The sequence below is a fragment of the Niabella insulisoli genome, assembly GCF_039652435.2.
In the GTDB taxonomy this organism is placed as follows: domain Bacteria; phylum Bacteroidota; class Bacteroidia; order Chitinophagales; family Chitinophagaceae; genus Niabella; species Niabella insulamsoli.
On record NZ_CP190246.1, the window covers coordinates 1,774,966 to 1,796,461 of the forward strand.

Here is a 21,496-nt window from a genome sequence, read left to right on the forward strand (position 1 = left end):
GTTGTAAAGCGGCTGTCTTGCTTACTATTGTTTTGTTTGATGATAAGCAGCGCTTTTGGTGCGAAAGGAAAAGTTTTTGTCGTGAACGGGCAACCCGCTGAGCAAAGAGTGAACTACGGTTTGGACGTTCTAACAAAGGCACTACACCAATTAGGATACGAGGTGCAGCTAGCAAGCCCCAAAAACCTTCAGCGCGACCAATGGCAGATCATCATAGAAAAATCTTTCGATAAAAAAATAAAAAAAGAAGGGTTTGCCATAAAAACCAATGATCGCAAAATTTACATAAAAGGACGCGACGCGTCGGGTTTATTATACGGGTGCCTCGAACTGGCTGAAAGAGTAGCAGCGAAAAAAGCTTTGGATGCTAATTTTCAATTTACGGATGCTCCGGAAATGGTATTGCGCGGGGCATGTATCGGATTGCAAAAACCTTATTATCTGCCGGGGCGCACTGTTTATGAATATCCCTACACCGAAGCGACCTTTCCCTGGTTCTATAATAAAAAATTGTGGCTCCAGGTTCTCGACTCTATGGCCGCCAACCGCATGAATTCACTTTACCTTTGGAACGGCCATCCTTTCGCATCCTTGGTAAAGTTGAAAGACTATCCCTACGCACTTGAGGTTGATGAAGCGACTTTTGCGAAGAATGAAGAGATATATCGTTTTCTGACGACCGAAGCGGATAAGCGCGGCATTTGGGTGATTCAAATGTTTTACAACATTATTGTTTCTAAACCGTTTGCTGAAAAACATGGTATTAAAACACAGGATCGCGAACGGCCGATCGATCCGCTTATTGCAGACTATACGCAGCAATCAATTACTGCTTTCGTTGAGAAATATCCGAATGTGGGTTTGCTGGTTTGTCTCGGAGAGGCCATGGAAGGCGTAGGCCAGGATGATATAGATTGGTTTACCAAAACGATCATACCGGGTGTTCAGGCGGGTATGAAGCGCGCAGGCCTCACGGCTGAGCCGCCGATTGTGTTGCGTGCGCATGATACCGACGCTCCCGCTGTTATGAAATCAGCATTGCCGCTTTATAAAAATTTGTACACGATGGCAAAGTTCAATGGTGAAGCGCTGACCTATCAAAGGCCGCGTGGCGCCTGGGCTAAGTTACATCAAACCCTGAGCAGCCAGGGAAATGTACACATTGAAAATGTGCATATTCTCGCCAACCTCGAACCTTTTCGCTACGGATCGCCAAGATTTATACAGGAAAGCGTTGTAGGAATGCATGAAGTGATGGGCGGAAATGGGTTGCACCTTTATCCTGAAGCTTCCTATTGGGATTGGCCGTATTCAGCCGATAGCCTGGCTGGTGGCAAACGTCTGTTGCAGATCGAGCGGGATTGGATCTGGTATAAGGCCTGGAGCCGCTACGCGTGGAAAGCCGGGCGCGATCGCGAACAGGAAATTGATTTTTGGAGCAATACGATGGCCGCGCAGTTCGGCATCGGCGCAGTAGATGGAAAGCGCTTGTTAAATGCCTGCGAAGCCACAGGGGAAATTGCTCCCAAACTTTTAAGAAGATTTGGTATCACCGACGGCAACCGCCAAACGCTCAATTTGGGTATGCTGATGACTCAATTAATTAACCCTTACCGCTACGGGCTATTCACGTTATTGTATGAAGCAGAAAGTCCGGAAGGAGAGTCTTTGGCAACTTATGCTGAAAAGGAGTGGAACGGCGAAGTGCATTCGGGAGAAACCCCGGTTCAAATTATCAACGAAGTAAGAGCGCATGGCGACCGCGCGGTGAGATCGATCGACTCGGTGCAACAATTGCAGAAAAATCGGCAGGAATGGCTTCGGTTAAAAAATGATATCTACAGCTATCGCGCGCTGGCCTATCACTACGCAGCTAAAGCCGAAGCAGCATTGTCGGTGCTTCGTTATAAATATTCAAATGATGTCAAAGACTTGGAAAACGCAAAGCCTTTGCTGGAAGAAAGTGTTGCCTGGTATAAAAAGCTAACCGCGTTAACGCAACAAAATTATTTATATGCGAATAGCATGCAGACAGGCGCCAGGAAAATTCCACTCTCGGGCTCTGGTGGGCAATACAAAAACTGGCGGGAAGTGCTCCCGGTGTATGAAAAGGAACTTTCCATTTTTAAAATGAAACTTGATTCTTTAAAGAATCTAAAACCGGGTAATACAAGTAAAGTTCAGCCTTTAAAAAATGCAGAGGTAAAGCTCTTAGGAAACGATAGCTTTTATTTTATTGATAGTTTGTCTATGCCTTTTGCTGACACCAGCTTCGCGATCAGGTCTTTTGCACCTGAATTAAAAAATCTTAAAGCGGTTAAAACTTTATTTAATGAACAGGTTGCCCGCGGCACCGAGCTGACATTTATCAATAACAAGCCGGTAAAGGTTTTAGTTGGATTTTTCAAACCGCAGCAGGCGGCTTTTAGTAGAGATACTGTTTTTTTAAAGCAGCCTGAGCTCGAAACCAACGCAACGGCGAACGAATATGGACAGGCAGATACAAGAATCGCCAATGCTATGGTTATTCCGGGCATGCCGCAATTGCATGTGCATAGTTACGAATTCAATGCAGGAAAAAATACGTTGAAATTGGCCAAAGGCGTAGCGCTTATTCTTGGGCTTATAACGGCAGATGCACCGCTTCGCGTTTATGATGCCGGACTGTATGAAAGCGGCAATAGAAAACAGGTAGATTGGTTATTTGAATAAGCGAATCCACTTGATGTTTATAAGCCGAAAACCACCGGCATACATTTTATATGGATCAATTGAAATAAAACGGCCATAAGAACGATCGAATGATATATACGCAAAACGACAAAAATTTTTATGCAAAATTCATCGGCTGCCTACGGGCAGGCAACAATAAAAATAGACACATGAAACGTTCATTATAAAATTTTATACCTGATCAGTTTTATTTGACTTATAAAACAATAAAAAGTACACCGGATGAAATATCTTATTTGTTTTTTGACTTTCTTTTCGTTTTTGACCGCGAAGTCGCAGCAGTACTTCGACGTTACAAAGTTTGGCGCAAAGCGCGATAGCAGCGCGAAAGCAACATCGGCCATTAAGAAAGCGATTGACGCGGCCGTAAAAGTGGGCGGAGGCACCATCTATTTTCCTGCAGGAAAATATCTAACGGGGCCTATCCATCTCAAAAGTAATATCACCATTTTTATCGACGCCGGTGCGGAACTCCATTTCAGCGACGATTTCGACGACTATCTTCCTATGGTAGAAAGCCGCTACGAAGGTGTTGATGTTGCCAGTTTTTCTCCTTTGTTCTATGCATACAAAGCAGAAAATATTGCAATCATCGGGCGCGGGCTGATCGATGGTCATGGGGAGAAATGGTGGCATTTTGTGGAAGGTTATAAAGAAGGACAGCCACGCAGTAAATGGCAGCAAATTTTCGATCAACACAATAAAGACATACTGCTACCCGATGATCCCAGACAAATGAAGCGCGGTTTTTTACGTCCGCCCCTTATCCAGCCGATGTATTGTAAGAATGTTTTAATTCAGGGCGTCACCATAAAAAACTCACCTTTCTGGACGGTCAACCCCGAGTTTTGTGATAATGTGACGGTGCATGCAGTAACGATCATCAATCCCCAGCGCCTGGCGCCTAATACGGACGGAATTAATCCTGAAAGTTGCAGCAATGTCAGAATCAGCGACTGCTTTATTAGTGTGGGCGATGACTGCATCACCATTAAATCAGGTAAGGATTTGCCAGGGCGTACCAAGGCAAAGCCTGCCGAAAATTACACCATCACCAATTGCACGATGTTAAGCGGCCATGGTGGCGTGGTGATCGGAAGCGAGATGAGTGGCGACGTCAAAAAAATAACGATCAGTAATTGTGTTTTTGATGGAACAGACCGTGGCATCAGGTTAAAAACAGTGCGCGGCCGCGGCGGTGTTGTAGAAGATATCCGTGTCGATAATATTGTCATGAAAAATATCCGCGACCAGGCGATTGTCATGGATATGGAGTACGCAAAATCAAACCCGGAGCCGGTTTCGGAGCGCACGCCGCAATTCCGCAACATACGGTTGAGCAATATTACTGCCTATACCAACGAGGCGATGTACATCAACGGAATTGAAGAAATGCCGGTCAGCGAAATAAGTTTGCACGATGTAGTTTTTGAGGCGCAACGCGGCATCACTATCAAAAATGCCAACGACGTTCAACTTCACAATGTACGTGTAAATACTTCCGTGGGCAGTTCTTTAAAGGTAGATCAAAGTAGCCGCATATTAATTAACGGTTTTGAAACCGCTAAGCCTTTGCAGGACAAATCAGTGATTGTATTAAATAATACAAAACAGGTGCTCCTCGAAAACGCGTGGCCCTTTCCCGAAACTAAAAAGTACCTCGAAATAACTGGTGATCAAACGAAAGATATTCATCTGAAAAATAATCTTTTCGAAGATGAGTTGATCCTGGTCGGCAAAGAAGTGCATACGCAGGAAATAAAACGTAACTAAAATGATCAAATATTTGTTCCAGAAAATAGAAGTTCCGAAAACTATATTGGCATTGGCATTAAGCCTGGTTGCAGAAGCTGCGGCAGCCCAGGATCTTCAGTTGTGGTACGATCAGCCAGCCTCTAAGTGGGTGGAAGCATTGCCGCTGGGAAACGGCCGCCTGGGCGCGATGGTATTTGGCGGTGTTGAGGAAGATCGTATCCAGTTCAACGAGGAAACATTATGGACCGGTTACCCGCGTAATTATAACAAGGCTGATGCCTATACATATCTTGATTCGATAAGGAATTTATTATTTGAAGGAAAACAAAAAGAGGCGGAAAATCTGGCAGGGCAGGAGTTTATGGGACTGAAATCGCGCGATGGACACCAGGATGCCTGGGTAGCGAAAGTGAAATCTATTTTAAAATTGAAAGAAAATCCATCGCTGCAGGATTACAACGATGCCTCGTGGAAAACAATGCGCGTGCCAGAGTATGATGGCTGGGAAGCGGTAGGTTTTGAAGGAATGGACGGTGCGGTTTGGTTTCGGCGCGAGTTTGAATTACCAGCGGCCTGGCGTGGCAAGGATCTAAAGCTGGATATTAATAAAATGGCAAATCATGATTTTACCTACGTCAATGGAAGCCTTATTGGCGCTCAACATAACGATGATGCCCGCGACTATATTATTCCGGCTAACACACTAAAGCCCGGTAAAAACTCCATCGCCATACTGATCTTAAATTTTGGAGGCAAAGGCGGTATTCTCGGTTATAAGGATGCACAAAACCCTATTGGCATCTATCCTGCGGATGGCGATGCGAAAATGAAACAATCCCTCAACGGCCAGTGGAAATATTTTATCCAGGATAGCGATGTGCCGGCTGTTGGCCAATATCAGGCTTCTTATCAACCTTTTGGCGACCTGAGCTTTTCTTTTAATGTTGACAAAAAAGCTTTACGCCAATACAAGCGCACGCTCGATCTGCGTACCGCGGTAGCAACTACGAGCTACGAATACGACGGCGTCCATTATCAAAGGAAATATTTAGCCAGCGCAGTTGATCAAACCATTGCTACCCATTTTGCGGCAGATAAAAAAGGGCGTATCAGCTTTACTGCTGCGTTATCAAGCCCTCATAAAGACGCGGTACTTTCAGCTACAGATCGTAATACAATTTCGCTTCAGGTGAAGGTGAAAGACGGCGCGTTGAAAGGTGTTAGCTATCTGACGATAACCACTATCGGTGGTAGTATGAGCGTAATCAATAACAAACTGGTGGTAAAAAATGCGGATGAAGCTACCGCTTACCTTACCGCAAATACCAATTATAAAAACTATAAAGATATAACCGCAGAACCGGCTGCTTTGGCGTTAAGGACGCTACATCAGCTAAAAAATAAAGAATGGGCCGCGGTGAAGCAGGCGCATATAAACGACTACCAAAACCTTTTCAATTCCTTTAGCTTATCCTTTGGGAAGGCAACGCCATCATCACTCAAACTTACTACTGATCAGCGTTTGGAGCAATTTGCTACAGCTAATGACCCCGCTTTTCTGGCGCTTTACGTGCAATATGGCCGCTATCTGCTGATCAGTAGTTCGAGGCCCGGCACGCGGCCTGCCAACCTACAGGGCATCTGGAACGATTTATTGTCGCCGCCCTGGGGCAGTAAATACACAACAAATATTAATGCCGAAATGAATTATTGGCCGGCCGATCTGCTCAATGTTTCGGCTATGCAGCAGCCTTTATTTCAAATGATAAAAGAGCTCTCGGTTACCGGCCGGCAAACTGCAAAATCGTATTACAATGCGCCGGGCTGGGTGCTGCATCACAACACCGATTTGTGGCGCGGCACAGCGCCGATCAATGCTTCTAATCATGGCATCTGGGTGACCGGCGGCGCCTGGCTCTGCGACCATTTATGGCAGCATTATCTTTTCCATAAAAATCAAAAATTTTTGAAAGACACAGCCTATCCTGTGATGAAAGAAGCCGCCCTGTTTTTCAAATCTTTTTTAATCAAAGATCCTGAAACCGGTTTCCTCATCAGTACGCCGTCCAATTCGCCGGAGCAGGGCGGACTGGTAGCCGGGCCCACCATGGATCATCAGATTATCCGTAATCTTTTTAAAGCCGTGGCTTCAGCCAGCGAGATCTTAAACGTCGATGCCGGACTTAGAAAAGAGTTGTTGGCGAAATATGAACAGATCGCGCCCAACTGTATCGGGCGTTATGGCCAGCTTCAGGAATGGATGCAGGACATCGATGATACCACCAACAAGCACCGGCATGTGTCGCATCTCTGGGCCGTTTATCCCGGCAATGAAATAAACTGGGCGTCGACACCTGACCTGATGAAAGCAGCGCGGCAGTCGCTTATTTACCGCGGCGATGCCGCAACCGGGTGGAGCCTTGGCTGGAAAATCAACCTCTGGGCAAGGTTTAAAGACGGTGATCACACGTACAAACTCATACAAATGTTACTCAGTCCTGCGGGTAGTGGCGCCGGCAGTTATCCCAATTTGTTTGACGCTCATCCGCCTTTTCAAATTGACGGAAATTTCGGCGGCGCTGCAGGAGTTGGTGAAATGCTGTTGCAAAGCCACACGGGCGACATTGAGTTGCTGCCGGCTTTGCCATCCTCGTTGCCGGAGGGCGAAGTCAAAGGCCTGCTTGCGCGTGGAGGTTTTGAAATAAACCTGCAGTGGCTGGAAGGGGAATTACAGTCCGTGGCGGTGACGTCCCATGCGGGTCAGCCATTGACGATCCGCTATAAAAATGAAAAGGTTTCGGTTAAAACCGAAAAAGGAAAAACTTATCAATTTGATGCAAAATTGCAAGCTCTATAATATTATTTTTCGCACGAGCTATTGCTGCGCTCTGCTTAGGCTCCGTATCGCCCGTTTATTTTTGAAGCCGGCTGCGTTGCATACATGGAGCTTATCTTGCGTCGCACTCTTTTTTTGTGGTGCTACTATCAGCTATGGCCAGCGCGCAGCCTTCAATGTTGAAGCATCGGATGCCCGAAAGGTGGTTAGTTTAAACAGCAATTGGCTTACGATGGCAGGCAATGATGAAAAGCCTGTTCCTGCTGCCTTTCAGAAAAATATAAACGTCGATGGCTGGAAGAAAGTAAACGTGCCGCACAATTGGGATGATTATTATGGTTACCGCCGGCTGTTGCACGGCAACAAACACGGTGATGCCTGGTACCGGAAAAAATTCAGCCTGCGACAAGGGGAGACCGGCAAGCGATATTTTCTTTTCTTCGAAGGTGTAGGTTCTTATGCATCGGTTTTTCTAAATGGCAAACGGGTAGGCGACCATGCAGGCGGCCGGACAACCTTCACTATTGATGTATCCGCTCAGATAAAAACCGACGGCGCTGAAAACCTGTTAGCCGTTCGCGCCTGGCATCCTCCTTTTATCAAAGATCTGCCCTGGGTTTGCGGCGGTTGCAGCGACGAACGCGGCTTCAGTGAGGGCTCGCAGCCGATGGGCATTTTCCGGCCCGTGTCATTGATCATTACAAATGAGCTTCGGATTGAACCCTTCGGCGTTCACGTGTGGGCCGATGTGCAGCCCAACACTTCCCTTTTACACAGCGATATCACGATCAAAAATTATGCATCAAAACCCTTTAAAAAAGTAGCCATTGTTCAAAAAGTAATCAATGCGCAACATAAAGTAGTGGCTACATCCCGCCGGTTGATGGACATAAAGGCTTTTGACTCGTTGGTTATTTCAAACCGCGACCTGGCTATCAGTGCGCCCGTGCTGTGGAGTGTCGAAAATCCCTATCTCTATAAAATAAAAACGTCGATAACGCTGGGGGATAAAGTGATCGATGAAATGATTACCGATTTTGGCTTCAGAACGATCCGGTGGCAAACGCCTTCCAATCAATTTTACCTGAATGGTAAACCTGTTTTTATCAATGGCGTTGCAGAGTATGAGCATTTGCTTGGTCAGAGCCATGCATTTTCGCAGGAGCAGGTTGTTTCAAGGGTAGAATGGCTGGAAGCCGCTGGCTTCAATGCTTTCAGGGATGGACATCAGCCTCACAATTTGTTGTACGGGAAGTTATTCAATGAACGAGGTATGCTTTGGTGGACACAATTGTCCGCACATATTTGGTATGATACACCGTCTTTCAAAAGGAACTTTAAGCAGCTTTTGAAAGAATGGGTCATAGAAAGAAGGAATGACCCGGCCGTTGTATTATGGGGTTTGCAAAATGAAAGTAAAATTCCCAAAGCTTTCGCCGAAGAATGTACAAGGCTGATCAGGTCGCTTGATCCGACTGCTGCTACCGAACGGCTGGTGACGACTTGCAATGGCGGCGAAGGTACCGATTGGGATGTGCCACAAAACTGGACCGGAACCTATGGTGGTGACCCCAATACTTATGGCGAAGATTTGAAAAAACAGGTGTTAGTCGGTGAATACGGCGCCTGGCGCACGTTAGACCTGCATACGGAGGGAGGATATCGTGAGAACGGGCCTGTTAGTGAAGACCGTTTTACACAATTAATGGAAAAGAAACTGCGGCTGGCAGCATCGGTAAAAGACAGTGTGGCCGGGCATTTTTTCTGGCTGCTGACTTCCCACGATAACCCTGGCCGTGTGCAGGGCGGGGAAGGCTTGCGGGAGATAGATCGTGTTGGGCCGGTTAATTATAAAGGCATGCTCACACCATGGGAAGAACCGACGGATGTGTTTTATATGTTTAGAAGCCATTTTGTAGCGCCCGAAAAAGAGCCGATGGTTTATATAGCATCGCATACCTGGCCCAACAGGTGGATGAAACCCGGCCTCAAAGATTCTATTATCGTTTATTCCAATTGCGATGAGGTAGAACTCTTTAACGACATCAATGCAACTTCTCTCGGCAAAAAAAAGAAAGGGGCATTCGGTACTCCTTTTTTATGGAACGACGTGAACATCCGGTATAATATTTTATACGCCGTCGGATACATGAATGGAAAACCTGTGGCCAGAGATACCATCCAATTGTTTCACTTGCCGCAAGCGCCTCATTTTGACAGATTATATACGAACGCTGTCAATCTCACCGCCCCTGCAAAGCAATACAAATACCTTTACCGGCTCAACTGTGGAGGCAACAATTATACTGATCAGAACGGGAACCTGTGGAATGCTGATCGTACCAAGCCGGCCTCATTTGAAAAAAATTGGGATTTAGCGTTGTCGAAGGACGCGCTTACGCCTGCGGTTACCACTTATTCATGGACCGATCGTTTCCCGGAAATGCCCGCTGCGTTTGCATCACAGCGGCGGGTTAGCACACCATTAAAAAATACCGTCGAGTCTGAATTGTTCCAAACTTTTCGTTATGGGAAACATGAGCTGCAGTATCAATTTGTTTTACGAAATGGCGATTATGTTGTCGAATTATATTTTTCAGAACCCTGGATCGGTGTAGGCGGTGGCATGAACGGAAAGGGTATGAGAATTTTTGACGTTGCTTTTAACGGCCAGGTCGTGTGCGATGATCTGGATATATGGAAAGAAGTAGGGACGAATAAAGTGCTAAAAAAGGCTATCAATTATTCGGTAAAAAATAACCAGCTTGTCATTAGTTTTCCTGAAACAAAATCAGGACAAGCGATCATCAATGCTATTGCAATCGCGTCTAAAATAGCTCCGGCAGCGCCGATGAAAAATACAACGCCAGCGGTGGCGCAAATGACCGCATCAAATGATAAAATTAATATTCGAAGTTGGATGGATATTGGGGATAAGGTGTTTTCCGATCAGGCCATTCAGTTCAATGAATTGCCTCCGGCCCTTTTTGGCGCCGATTGGATTCAGCGGCCTCAGGCGAACAGCGGGAACCTAAACTTTTCTGTACCTAAAGGTGCGGATGTTTTCATAGCGATTGATGAAAGGGAAGGCAAGCCCGGGCAGATCAGCGCTTTTGAAAACACGGATAGCTATATCGTCACTGATGAAGGCGGCGGAAAGCGATATCTGGTTTATAAAAAAAGAGTAGCTCCCGACACGGTTCTGAATTTTAAAGAAAGCCAGGATTGGCTGATGGCAATGGTTTTTCCTTCGAATATGCAACCCGCCTACGACCTTAAACCGACTACCTCTTATAAATCGGATGTAGCGCAGGTAAATGAAAATGTGAGTAAAAAAATCTATTCGGGTAATGAAAGAACAATTGTCACCGGCGACGGAACAGCAATGATTACCTGGCCGGTTGAAACCGGAGTGGCCGATGTGTATGCCATTACTGTAAAGTATTACAGTCCTTTCAAAAACACTTTTGAAGGTAAGCTGCAATTGATTGACGCCAATAAAAAATCGTTGGTCAACGAAAACGTTGCATTTAAATGGACAAAAGAGGGAAAATGGAATTATATTACAATCAACACCGGAACCATGATCAACGCCGGCAACTATCAATTACAACTCACAACCAGCGAAGCGAAGGGCCTGATCGTTTCTAATGTCGATATTCAATAAATTATCAGATAGCGGATGAAGCAGTTTATATTGATTTTAGCAGTTTTAATTGGCGGCGCTTTTGGCGTTGAAGCGCAGGTACTGCGGATTGTCAACGCCCGGTGCGACTATCTCGCGCAACCGTCGGGTGTCGATCATCAAAATCCATCTTTGAGTTGGGAAATCCAGGCATTCGAAAAGAATATCAGGCAGACTGCTTTCCGCGTTTTGGTAGCTGACGACAGCCTGTTGTTGGCGGAAGACAAAGCCAATGTTTGGGATTCGAAACAAATCAATAGCGGCGAAAATAACCAGGTTCGATATGGGGGGCCTGCTTTAAAGAGCACGCAAAAGTATTATTGGAAAGTGAAGGTTTGGGACAATAAGGGCAACGAATCAGCATATAGTAAAATTGCAAACTGGCGCATGGGGTTATTGCGTGTGGCTGACTGGAAGGAGGCGAAATGGATCGCATACGATGTATTGCCCGACAGCAATCGTTATGTGCCGCTGATGCACGGCAACGGTAAAAAAGCCTGGGGCAAAAGGCCTGATGTTTTGCCCCTGTTTAGAAAAGATATACCTGTTAAGAAGGAGGTAACAGCGGCGACCATTTTTATTTCCGGATTGGGACATTTTGAACTCAGTATCAACGGGGCAAAAGTTGGCGATCATTTTTTGGATCCGGGGTGGACACAATATAGCAAGCAGGCGCAGTACGTCACTTTTGATATCACCGATCAACTCCGACAGGGAACCAATGCGCTCGGTGTGATGCTGGGCAACGGCTTTTATTATATTCCGGGAGAGCGGTATAGAAAGTTGACCGGCGCCTACGGATATCCTAAAATGATGGCGCGCATTCTGATCGAGTATGCCGACGGGAGCGAAGAAAATATCGTTTCAAACGCTTCCTGGAAAACGGTCCCTTCGCCGGTTTATTTTTCTAGTATCTACGGTGGTGAGGACTATGACGCCAACCGCGAAAGAAGAGGTTGGAACAAGATGGGATATAATGACGATGCATGGAAACCTGCGGTTGAAACCAATGGCCCATCTCTTTTGCAGGCACAGATGGCAGCGCCTTTAAAAGTAATGGAGCGTTTCGAGCCGGTCAGAAAAACAAGGCTGTCGAATGGCACTTGGGTCTATGATTTGGGCCAAAATTTTTCTGGAATTCCATCCATTGCGTTATTAGGAAAGAAAGGCGACACCGTTCGGATAATTCCTTCTGAATTGATCAATGAGGATAGCTCGGCCAATCAAAAGGGTAGTGGCGGGTTACACGCCTATACCTATATTTTAAAAGGTGACGGCGTTGAAAAATGGCAACCGCGCTTTACTTATTATGGCTTCAGGTATTTGCAGGTTGAAGGCGCGGTGCCCGAATCAGAAAAAGCCAAAAGCAGCCTTCCTGTTATCAAGTCTATCAAGGGATTGCATATCAGGAACGCCGCGGTAGCCACTGGAAGTTTCAAAAATTCCAATGAACTTTTTAACAAGACCAACCAACTTATTCAGTGGGCCATCAAAAGCAATATGGTAAGCGTTTTCACCGATTGCCCGCATCGCGAGAAACTGGGCTGGCTGGAGCAAACGCACTTAATGGGCAGTTCTGTTCAATATAATTTTGACGTGGCAGCGCTCAATCGCAAAATGATTAAAGACATGCAGCAGGCGCAGTATGCAGATGGCCGCATCCCAGAAATTGCACCGGAGTTTACCCATTTTGAGGCGCCCTTTGATGAATCGCCGGAATGGGGCAGCGCTGCCGTGATCCTGCCCTGGTATAATTATCGTTGGTATGGCGATAAACAATCTTTGGTAGAAGCTTATGATATGATGAAAGGATATGTGAGCTATCTTGAGAAAAAAGCTGCTAATCATATTTTATCTCACGGTCTCGGCGACTGGTACGATATCGGGCCCAATCGGCCTGGCGTTGCGCAGTTGACACCTCTCGGCGTTACAGCCACCGCTATCTATTTTTATGATATTTCTATCATGGAAAAAGTAGCACGCCTGCTTAAAAAAGATGCCGATGCCCGTTTCTACAAAACTTTAGGCGCCGCTGTAAAAAAGGCTTTTAACGATCAATTCTTTAATGCAGCAACAAAGCAATATGCTACCGGTAGTCAGACTTCCAATGCCATCGCACTGTATACCGGCGTGGTGGAAGAGCAGTATCGCGACGATGTGCTAAACAACCTGATAGCGGATATCCGCCAGCGCAACAATGCTTTGACAGCGGGCGATATCGGTTACCGATACGTGTTGCGAGTGCTAGAGCAGGCGGGTCGCAGTGATGTGATCTACGACATGAACAACCGCAGCGACGCGCCGGGCTACGGATACCAAATTGCGCATGGAGCAACTGCTTTGACCGAGTCCTGGCAGGCCTATCCGTCCGTTTCGAATAATCATTTTATGTTGGGCCATCTTATGGAATGGTTTTACTCCGGCTTGTGCGGTATCGGCCAGGCAGCAAACAGTGTCGCCTTCAGGCAGTTGGAGATCAGGCCTCAACCGGTTGGCGACATCACCTCTGCAAAAGCAAATTATAAATCGGTCAATGGTTTGATCAGCGTCAGCTGGACAAAAGTAAAAGGCGTCTTCGATCTTAAAGTGTCCATTCCTCCTAACACTTCGGCGACGGTTTATTTTCCAGCCGAATATAAAAAGGAACCTGTAAAAATAGGATCCGGAGCGTATAATTTCAGTCTTAAATAAAAGGCGGTAGCGGCCGTTAGAAAAAATATTCATGATGTCAACAGCGGTATATATGCAGTCTTTCCTGACACAAACGCCGGTGCGCAGCGTGCGCGCGGTATATGTTTTGAAAATTGCTTTAGCAGGTTTTATCTTTTTAACGACTGCTGTGGTAAGCCACGCACAAAAAGGAAAAACCGTCAGCCAGGACGTGATGCAACATATTTATGAAGAAGTGAAGACGCCCTATAAATACGGCCTGGTGTTGCTGCCGCCCGATACCGGCAAAAAAATTGACTGTCCCACGATCTATAAAATTAGAAACACCTGGTTCATGACCTATATCGCTTTCGATGGAAAAGGCTATGAAACCTGGCTCGCCTGTAGCAAAGACCTGCTTCATTGGAAAAACTTCGGACGGCAAATGTCCTTTACTGCGTCGGGCTGGGATGCGCATCAAAAAGCGGGCTACAATGCACTGGTAGACACGCGTTGGGACGGCTCTTACCGCTTAAACAAATTTGACGGGAAATATTGGATGTCCTATTTTGGAGGGTCTTCTTCCGGATATGAACCCGAACCGCTTTCTATTGGCATGGCCTACACTTCGAAAAAGCCGGCGGGCGCTTTTGAATGGCAGCGCTTATCCCAACCGGTTTTATCTTCATCTGACAGCGATGTGCGCTGGTGGGAAAACAGGAATAAATTATTTAAAAGCTATGTGGTGGCAGACGAAGCCGGATACACCGGCCATAAATTTATTATGTATTACAATGCCGTGGGCGATTCACTGCCCAATAATAAGCCCACGCGCTGGTATGAACGCATAGGTATGGCTGTGTCTGATGATATGGCTACCTGGAAACGTTTTCAAACGGAGCCGGTGGTGCATCATTCAAGGGGTATTACAGGCGACCCGATGATCCAGAAAATAGACGATGTTTGGGTGATGTTTTATTTCGGCGCCTTCTGGAAAGGAAGGGAAACAGAAACGTTTAACAGGTTTGCCTGTTCTTACGACCTCATCAACTGGACCGACTGGAACGGCCAGGATCTGATTAATTCTACGATCGACATTGATAAAAAGTATGCCCATAAATCTTTTGTATTGAAGCATAAGGGCGTGGTGTATCATTATTATTGCGCTGTCGATCAGCAAGACAACAGGGGTATTGCAGTTGCGACTTCTGTCGATAAAGGAAAAAGTGATCTTAATTTTTGAGTAAAAATAGTGTTGTGATGATTCGGAAAATTTTTGTGTTTGCATTTTGTGTGTTATATTTTTCAGGCGGGTTGATGGCGCAGCCGCCAAGGTCTGTTTTAGAATTTAACAACGACTGGAAATTTCATTTAGGTGATGGAGATGACTATGCGGAGCGGGGTTTCAATGACAACGCCTGGCGTACCGTTCAATTGCCGCATGATTGGAGCATCGAAGGGAAATTTGATTCCATACATCCGGCTGGAAACGCGGGTGGCGCACTTCCGGGCGGTATCGGCTGGTATCGCAAATCTTTTCGCACCAGCCAGGCCAACAAAAATGTTTACATCTCTTTTGACGGCATATACCAAAACAGCGAGGTTTGGATCAACGGGCATTATCTGGGAAAATGGCCTTATGGCTATTCCGCATTTCAATATGAATTAACAAAATGGCTGAACCCCGCGGGGCAGCGCAACCTCATTGCGGTAAAAGTGGACAATAGCCAGCAGCCCAATTCCCGCTGGTATTCGGGCTCCGGTATTTATCGCGATGTGCAACTTATTTCAACCCATAAAACATTGTTCAAACAATGGGGCGTTTTTTTAACAACGCCAAAAGTAACGCCAAAAGCTGCCTCTTTAAATATTGAAATGGACATTGAAAAAAATGGAGGTGGTAGCATCAAAATTGTAGCTGCCGTTTTTGATCCGGCGGGCAACAAGGTGAAAGAAGTAGCCGCCCATAAAGTGAAGCAGGGGAAATATTATCAACAGATCGACATACAGCATCCGGCGCTTTGGTCCACTACGAATCCTAATTTATACCAGGTAAAAATCAAATTATTTCAAAACAATAAGCTGGTGGATGCATATACAGCTCCATTCGGCATTCGCTATTTTTCGTTCGATGCACAGCATGGCTTTTCCTTAAATGGACAGCCGATGAAAATTCTCGGTGTCTGCCAGCATCACGATCTGGGCGCGCTGGGAGCGGCCTTTAATGCTTCAGCTGCAAAAAGGCAACTGCGCATATTAAAAGAAATGGGCGTGAACGCCATTCGGATGGCCCATAACCCGCCGGCAGCAAAGCTTTTGGATCTTTGTGATGAAATGGGCTTTTTGGTAATGGACGAGAGTTTTGATATGTGGGCGAAGAAAAAGAATAAATTCGATTACCATCTTTACTTTGATGAATGGCATCAAAGAGATTTACAACACATGGTGCTGCGTGACCGCAATCATCCTTCTATAATCATGTGGAGCATTGGGAATGAGATCCGCGAGCAATTTGATTCCACCGGTATTCCGCTAACAAGGCGGCTTGTGCGTTTGGTTAAGGATCTGGATACAACGCGGCCTGTTACCTGCGCTTTGAGCGAAGCCGAGCCGGATAAAAATTTTATATATCAATCCGGAGCTTTGGATGTAGTTGGGTTTAATTACAAGATTGATGCTTATAAACATATTCCTAAGAATTTTCCCGGCGTGAAAGTAATTGCTTCAGAAAATGTGTCGGGGCTCGCCAGCCGTGGCCATTATGATATGCCTTCCGATTCGTTGCGCCTCTGGCCTTCTTCTTCCAAATTTAAATACGTGGAAAATGGCAATGCCGATTATACGGTTTCAGCTTATGACAATGTCGCCGCATATTGGGGCGTTACACACGAGGCCAATTGGCGCGAAGTAAAAAAGTATCCTTACTTGTCGGGCCTTTTTGTGTGGAGCGGTTTTGATTTTTTGGGTGAACCGGTGCCTTATCCTTATCCGGCACGAAGTTCTTACTACGGCATTATCGACATGGCGGGTTTCCCCAAAGATGTGTATTATATGTATCAAAGCGAATGGACACAGAAGCCGATGCTCCATATGCTACCGCATTGGAATTGGAAGGTAGGGCAGGATGTAGATGTGAAAGTATATTTTAATCAGGCCGACGCGGTAGAACTGTTTTTAAACGGCCGGTCTTTGGGCCGCAAATCCAAGCATGACACGGCATTTCATGTGATGTGGCGTGTTCCTTTCCAGCCGGGCTCACTTAAGGCAGTGTCTTTCAAAAACAATGTTCCTGTATTGGAAAAAAAGGTGAACACTGCCGGAAAGGCGCATCACCTGGAGGTTGCAATAGAAAACAAGACCATCAATGCTAAAGAAAGTGAGCTAAGTTTCATTACGGTAAAAGTGGTGGATCAGGATGGGAACCTGGTGCCCGATGCGGATCATCTCATCAACGCTGATGTGCAGGGCCCTGGCCTAGTAGCAGGTATGGATAACGGTTACCCGGCGGATCTCAATTCGCTCAAAGATGCAAAGCATCATACGTATAAAGGATTATTATTAACCATGATTAAAGGGTTGCGGCCTGGATCTGTCAAAGTCAATTTTACAACACCATCGCTCCCGTCTAAGTTAGTTGTTGTAAACGTGAAATAACCTTCGTTCAGGATTGAAAATATTTACCGAATCGGGTTGCTTTTGCAATCTGTGCAATCGATTGCGTTGAATAGTAAAATATTCCATCTGCATAGGTAAACCTTGCATTGTTATACGCGGATGCGAATTCTAATTTTATCGTTCAATTAAACGATTGCATCATGCATGTATTTTTTAAGAAGCATTGTCTTCCCCTTTTAGCTGTCATTTGTTCGGTAAATGTCAACGCTCAAACTTCCGAGGATCAGGCCTATCTCAACGTGGTAAAGGAAAGAGCCTACAAAATTACAGCCCCGTTAGCCATTGCCGATTCGGCAAAATTTTACAGCGTTCGCGATAAAATAGCGCAGGAATATGTGGATATTAAAAAAATAGATGACAAAAAAGAGCAGGCCATTAAATCAGCTAAAAGTGAAAACACGGACAAGCAGGCGGCAGAAGCGCGCGTGAAAGCTATTGTTGAAGCGTCAGAAGAAAAGCGGACGGCGCTGAACGCACGGTTTCTGAAGTCGTTGGAAAAGCAATTAAATAATGATCAGATCGAACAGGTGAAAAACGGGTTAACTTACAATGTGTTGCCGATTACTTACAAGGCCCACCTCGATATGATTCCATCGCTTAAGGAAGAAGAAAAGAAATACATTTATAATGCCCTTGTCGAAGCGCGGGAACACGCTATGGCAGCGGGATCGAGCGATGCCAAGCATGCCTGGTTTGGCAAATATAAAGGACGCATCAATAATTACCTGGCAGCGCGTGGCTATGATTTGAAAAAGGAACGCGAAGCCTGGAATGAAAGACAAAAAAAGTAAACTCGTTTAACTTCTATATTTTTTAACAAACAAAAGCCATATGTATTTCAAGCACATTTTAAAATCCTCGTGCCTGTTCGTACTATCTGCATTTTTAGCAACCAATGCTATTGCGCAAACCAAAACCGTAACAGGAACCGTGGTTGACGATTCCACGCAAACTCCCTTAGCAGGGGTGACTATTAAAGTAAAAGGCGGGCCTCAGTCTGCTGTAAGTAATTTAACCGGTGTTTTCACCCTCAATGTGCCAACTGAGGGCGCTGTTTTGCAATACAGTTATGTTGGGTATGAGTATGGCGAAATATCTGTAACTGCGGAGGGGCCGATCAATATCCGCATGAAGAAAATAGTAAACAGCCTTGATGAAGTGATCGTAGTAGGATATGGTACCCAAAGGAGGAGTGATATTACCGGCTCTGTCGCTACCGTTGATATGGAGCGCGTGGCCGATCTTCCTGTGAGCAGTATTGCAGAAGCTTTGAAAGGAACGATTCCGGGCTTGAACGTTTCGGGCGGTAGCCAACGGCCGGGCGATAACGCGACATTGAGCATCCGTCAAACATTTGGTTATAGTAAGGATGGTAGCAGCCCGCTGCCATTGGTAATCATCGATGATGTTATTCAATTAGACCCTAATACCGGCTTGCCAACGATGGATCAATTTAATATTCTTGATCCAAACGAAGTAGAAAGTATTACCGTTTTACGGGATGCTGCCGCCTCTATCTATGGTGCGAGGGCCAGCCAGGGTGCGATCATCGTGAAAACAAAAAAGGGAAGGATCGGCGCTCCAAAAATCGCTTACTCGGGCAAGTTTCAGTTTAACGACGCGGTGAGCTTTGGTAAAACGATGAGCGCCTATGAGCATGGTATTTTCTCGAACCGCTTCTTTCGTGCCAACGGAAGCTCCGTTAATGCGCTCTATAGCGACAGCGAACTCGAGGCGATGAAATCGTTAAATTATGATTGGTTGAAAGAAGCCTGGCAGCCGGGCGGTGCCATGCAGCATTCTGTGAATGTGAGCGGTGGCGCTGAAAGAGCGACCTACTTTGCAAGTGCGGCCTATTATACGCAAAAGCCCAACCTCGGAAGCCAGGATTATAATAAATGGTCTTTCAGAACCGGTACCGACGTAAAAGTTGCGAACAATCTGAAACTTTCGGCAACCGTTTCTGCCAACAAATCTCAGGTAGAAAAATCATTTACCAAGATCAGTATTAATGATGGGGCTTATGCCTCCGGATCAGAGCAAACCGACTACGCCGTATTAGCCCACATGCCTAAATATATTCCATGGGAATATACCGTGAACGGTGTTACCGAATATGTGTCTCCGGCTTTAGGGCCTCATAGATCTCAGGGTAGCCCATCCGGACAAAACAATATTAAAGGCTGGAACTATTTCGGATTGTTGAACAATGGTTCTTTCACTTCAGATGATGACCAGGCTTTCAACACCAATTTTTCATTACAATACAGCGTTCCTTTTATTAAAGGATTAGCTTTCAAAGTGTCTTACGGCCTAAGCTATTCTACAGCCAACAACGAGCAGGCGATGCTGGGCCTGCGCCTGGCGGCTTCCAACAATAATCATGAATTAGGATACCATCTTTATTCAGATTCTACAAAATGGCTGGTGGCTAATAACAACAACCGATCTACGGTTCGTTATTCCGATGAAATCGGCAAAGTGGAGCAATCTAACTTTTTCGTTAATTATGATAACAGGTTTGGTAAGCATAATATTTCGGCCATGGCTTCCGTTGAAAAGGGTCAGCTCAACTATCAAAAGAAGTTTATTATTTATGACCAGCCGATCATGGGCGCTTATAACGGGTCCTCACCTTCGGCAGGAACTTTAAATCCTTCTAATACGTATGTATACAAAACCGAAGGCGGCAACCTGGCTTATCTGGGAAGGGTGAGCTACGATTACGACAACAAATATCTTTTCCAATTCGTTTTCCGCTCAGATGCGTCAACCAAGTTTGCGCCTGCCAACTATTGGGGTTTCTTCCCCGGTGTATCAGCAGGCTGGGTGATTTCCAAAGAAAGCTGGTTTAATGACAATGTGAGCTGGGTGAACTTTTTAAAACTCCGCGCATCGATTGGTAAAACCGGTAAAGACAATGTGAAACCCTGGCGTTGGTTACAGACCTATGCTTATGCAGCAGATAAAGGCCTCGGCTTCGGTAATAACAACGGTGGCTTACTCGTTGCCGGTTTAACACCCGACGCAACGCCAAATACCGATATTACCTGGGACGAAACGATCAAGAAAAATATTGGTATCGACGCCTCTTTCCTCAACAACAGGTTATCGCTCACTTATGACAGATATTGGGATAATAACACACAGATGTTGATGACGCTGGCCAACCAGGTAGGTGTTCCGATTTCTGTGGGCGGCGGTTTTGCCGAGCAGAACTTTGGCGCACAAAAAGCCTGGGGTTCTGAGTTTAGCGCAACCTGGAAAGACAGAGCAGGAGATTTCGGTTATAGTATTGGTGTGAACTTTGGTACCAGCGATAACAAAATCACTAAGTGGTTACCCGTTGCGTTTGACTATCCTTCGCAATATGGAAACAGGGAAGGATATTCTTCCATTCGCCCTTCTTACGGCTTTCTTACCTGGACAGGCAACGCAGCCGGCGACGGACTGTTACGCACCGACGCGGATATCGATGCTTATTGGAAATATCTGACGGATCTCGCAACGGCTGCGGGCACAACGCCAGCTTATTTCGACTTCACTGAAAAATCAAGCCTGAAAAAAGGTATGCTTGCTTATCAGGACTTGGGTGGCCAGTTAGATGCGGACAACGAAACCATTGCCGGACCCAATGGCCGCATTCAGGATGATGGCCAGGATTATACACAACTGGGCAGCCGGAGATCGTTTGGATTGGCAACTAATATTGGGTTGTCATGGAAGTCATTTACATTAAATACACAAATTGCTACTTCATGGGGTGGTTACAACCGCATCGATTATATAAAGCAAAGCACAGGTTCTACAAATATGTTTTGGTCGCATGAGTCTTACCTGAACGATATGTTTAGTGCAGAAGACAACGTAAACGGCAAATGGCCCAACCTTGCTTATATTGATCAAAATAATTATACATCAGACTTCTGGCAGGTGTCTACATTCCGAAGCTTTGTGCGCAGTCTGGTGATCGGGTATTCAGTTCCAAAATCCATTGCCTCTAAGGTGAAAATGGATGGCCTGAGAGTGAGCCTGGCAGGATTTAATCTTTGGGATTTTCATAACCCTTACCCTGATAAGTACCGTAATATGTACGACGACCCGCAAGTGGCTTATCCTACGTTGCGCACCTGGTCACTGGGCATAAACGCTACTTTCTAAAC

General features: G+C 45.8%; 9 protein-coding genes. All 9 read left to right on the forward strand.

The annotated features are described in order from the left end of the window. Positions 1-39 precede the first annotated feature (39 nt). On the forward strand, positions 40-2,712 hold the full coding sequence (locus ABDK00_RS07700) for an alpha-d-galacturonidase (protein WP_346238634.1): 2,673 nt from the start codon (positions 40-42) through the stop codon (positions 2,710-2,712). A 243-nt stretch (positions 2,713-2,955) separates the two neighbouring features. Beyond that, positions 2,956-4,506, forward strand: coding sequence for a glycoside hydrolase family 28 protein (locus ABDK00_RS07705; protein ID WP_346238633.1), 1,551 nt, complete (start codon positions 2,956-2,958; stop codon positions 4,504-4,506). A gap of 1 nt (position 4,507) precedes the next feature. Beyond that, on the forward strand, positions 4,508-7,345 hold the full coding sequence (locus ABDK00_RS07710) for a glycoside hydrolase family 95 protein (protein WP_346238632.1): 2,838 nt from the start codon (positions 4,508-4,510) through the stop codon (positions 7,343-7,345). Continuing rightward, positions 7,323-10,991 carry a malectin domain-containing carbohydrate-binding protein gene (locus ABDK00_RS07715; RefSeq protein WP_428400448.1) on the forward strand — a complete coding sequence of 1,223 codons (3,669 nt, stop codon included), beginning with the start codon at positions 7,323-7,325 and terminating at the stop codon, positions 10,989-10,991. The genes ABDK00_RS07710 and ABDK00_RS07715 overlap by 23 nt, the downstream gene beginning before the upstream one ends. Before the next feature lie 15 nt (positions 10,992-11,006). Continuing rightward, on the forward strand, positions 11,007-13,700 hold the full coding sequence (locus ABDK00_RS07720; RefSeq protein WP_346238630.1) for a family 78 glycoside hydrolase catalytic domain: 2,694 nt from the start codon (positions 11,007-11,009) through the stop codon (positions 13,698-13,700). A gap of 31 nt (positions 13,701-13,731) precedes the next feature. Beyond that, positions 13,732-14,901: a glycosylase gene (locus tag ABDK00_RS07725; RefSeq protein WP_346238629.1), complete on the forward strand. Its 1,170-nt coding sequence runs from the start codon at positions 13,732-13,734 to the stop codon at positions 14,899-14,901. 17 nt (positions 14,902-14,918) lie between these two features. Continuing rightward, positions 14,919-17,312, forward strand: a complete 2,394-nt coding sequence (locus ABDK00_RS07730; RefSeq protein ID WP_346238628.1) for a glycoside hydrolase family 2 TIM barrel-domain containing protein — start codon at positions 14,919-14,921, stop codon at positions 17,310-17,312. Positions 17,313-17,473: 161 nt separating this feature from the next. After that, positions 17,474-18,124, forward strand: coding sequence for a DUF3826 domain-containing protein (locus ABDK00_RS07735; protein ID WP_346238627.1), 651 nt, complete (start codon positions 17,474-17,476; stop codon positions 18,122-18,124). Positions 18,125-18,164: 40 nt separating this feature from the next. After that, positions 18,165-21,494: a SusC/RagA family TonB-linked outer membrane protein gene (locus ABDK00_RS07740; RefSeq protein ID WP_346238626.1), complete on the forward strand. Its 3,330-nt coding sequence runs from the start codon at positions 18,165-18,167 to the stop codon at positions 21,492-21,494. The last annotated feature ends 2 nt before the right edge of the window (positions 21,495-21,496 follow it).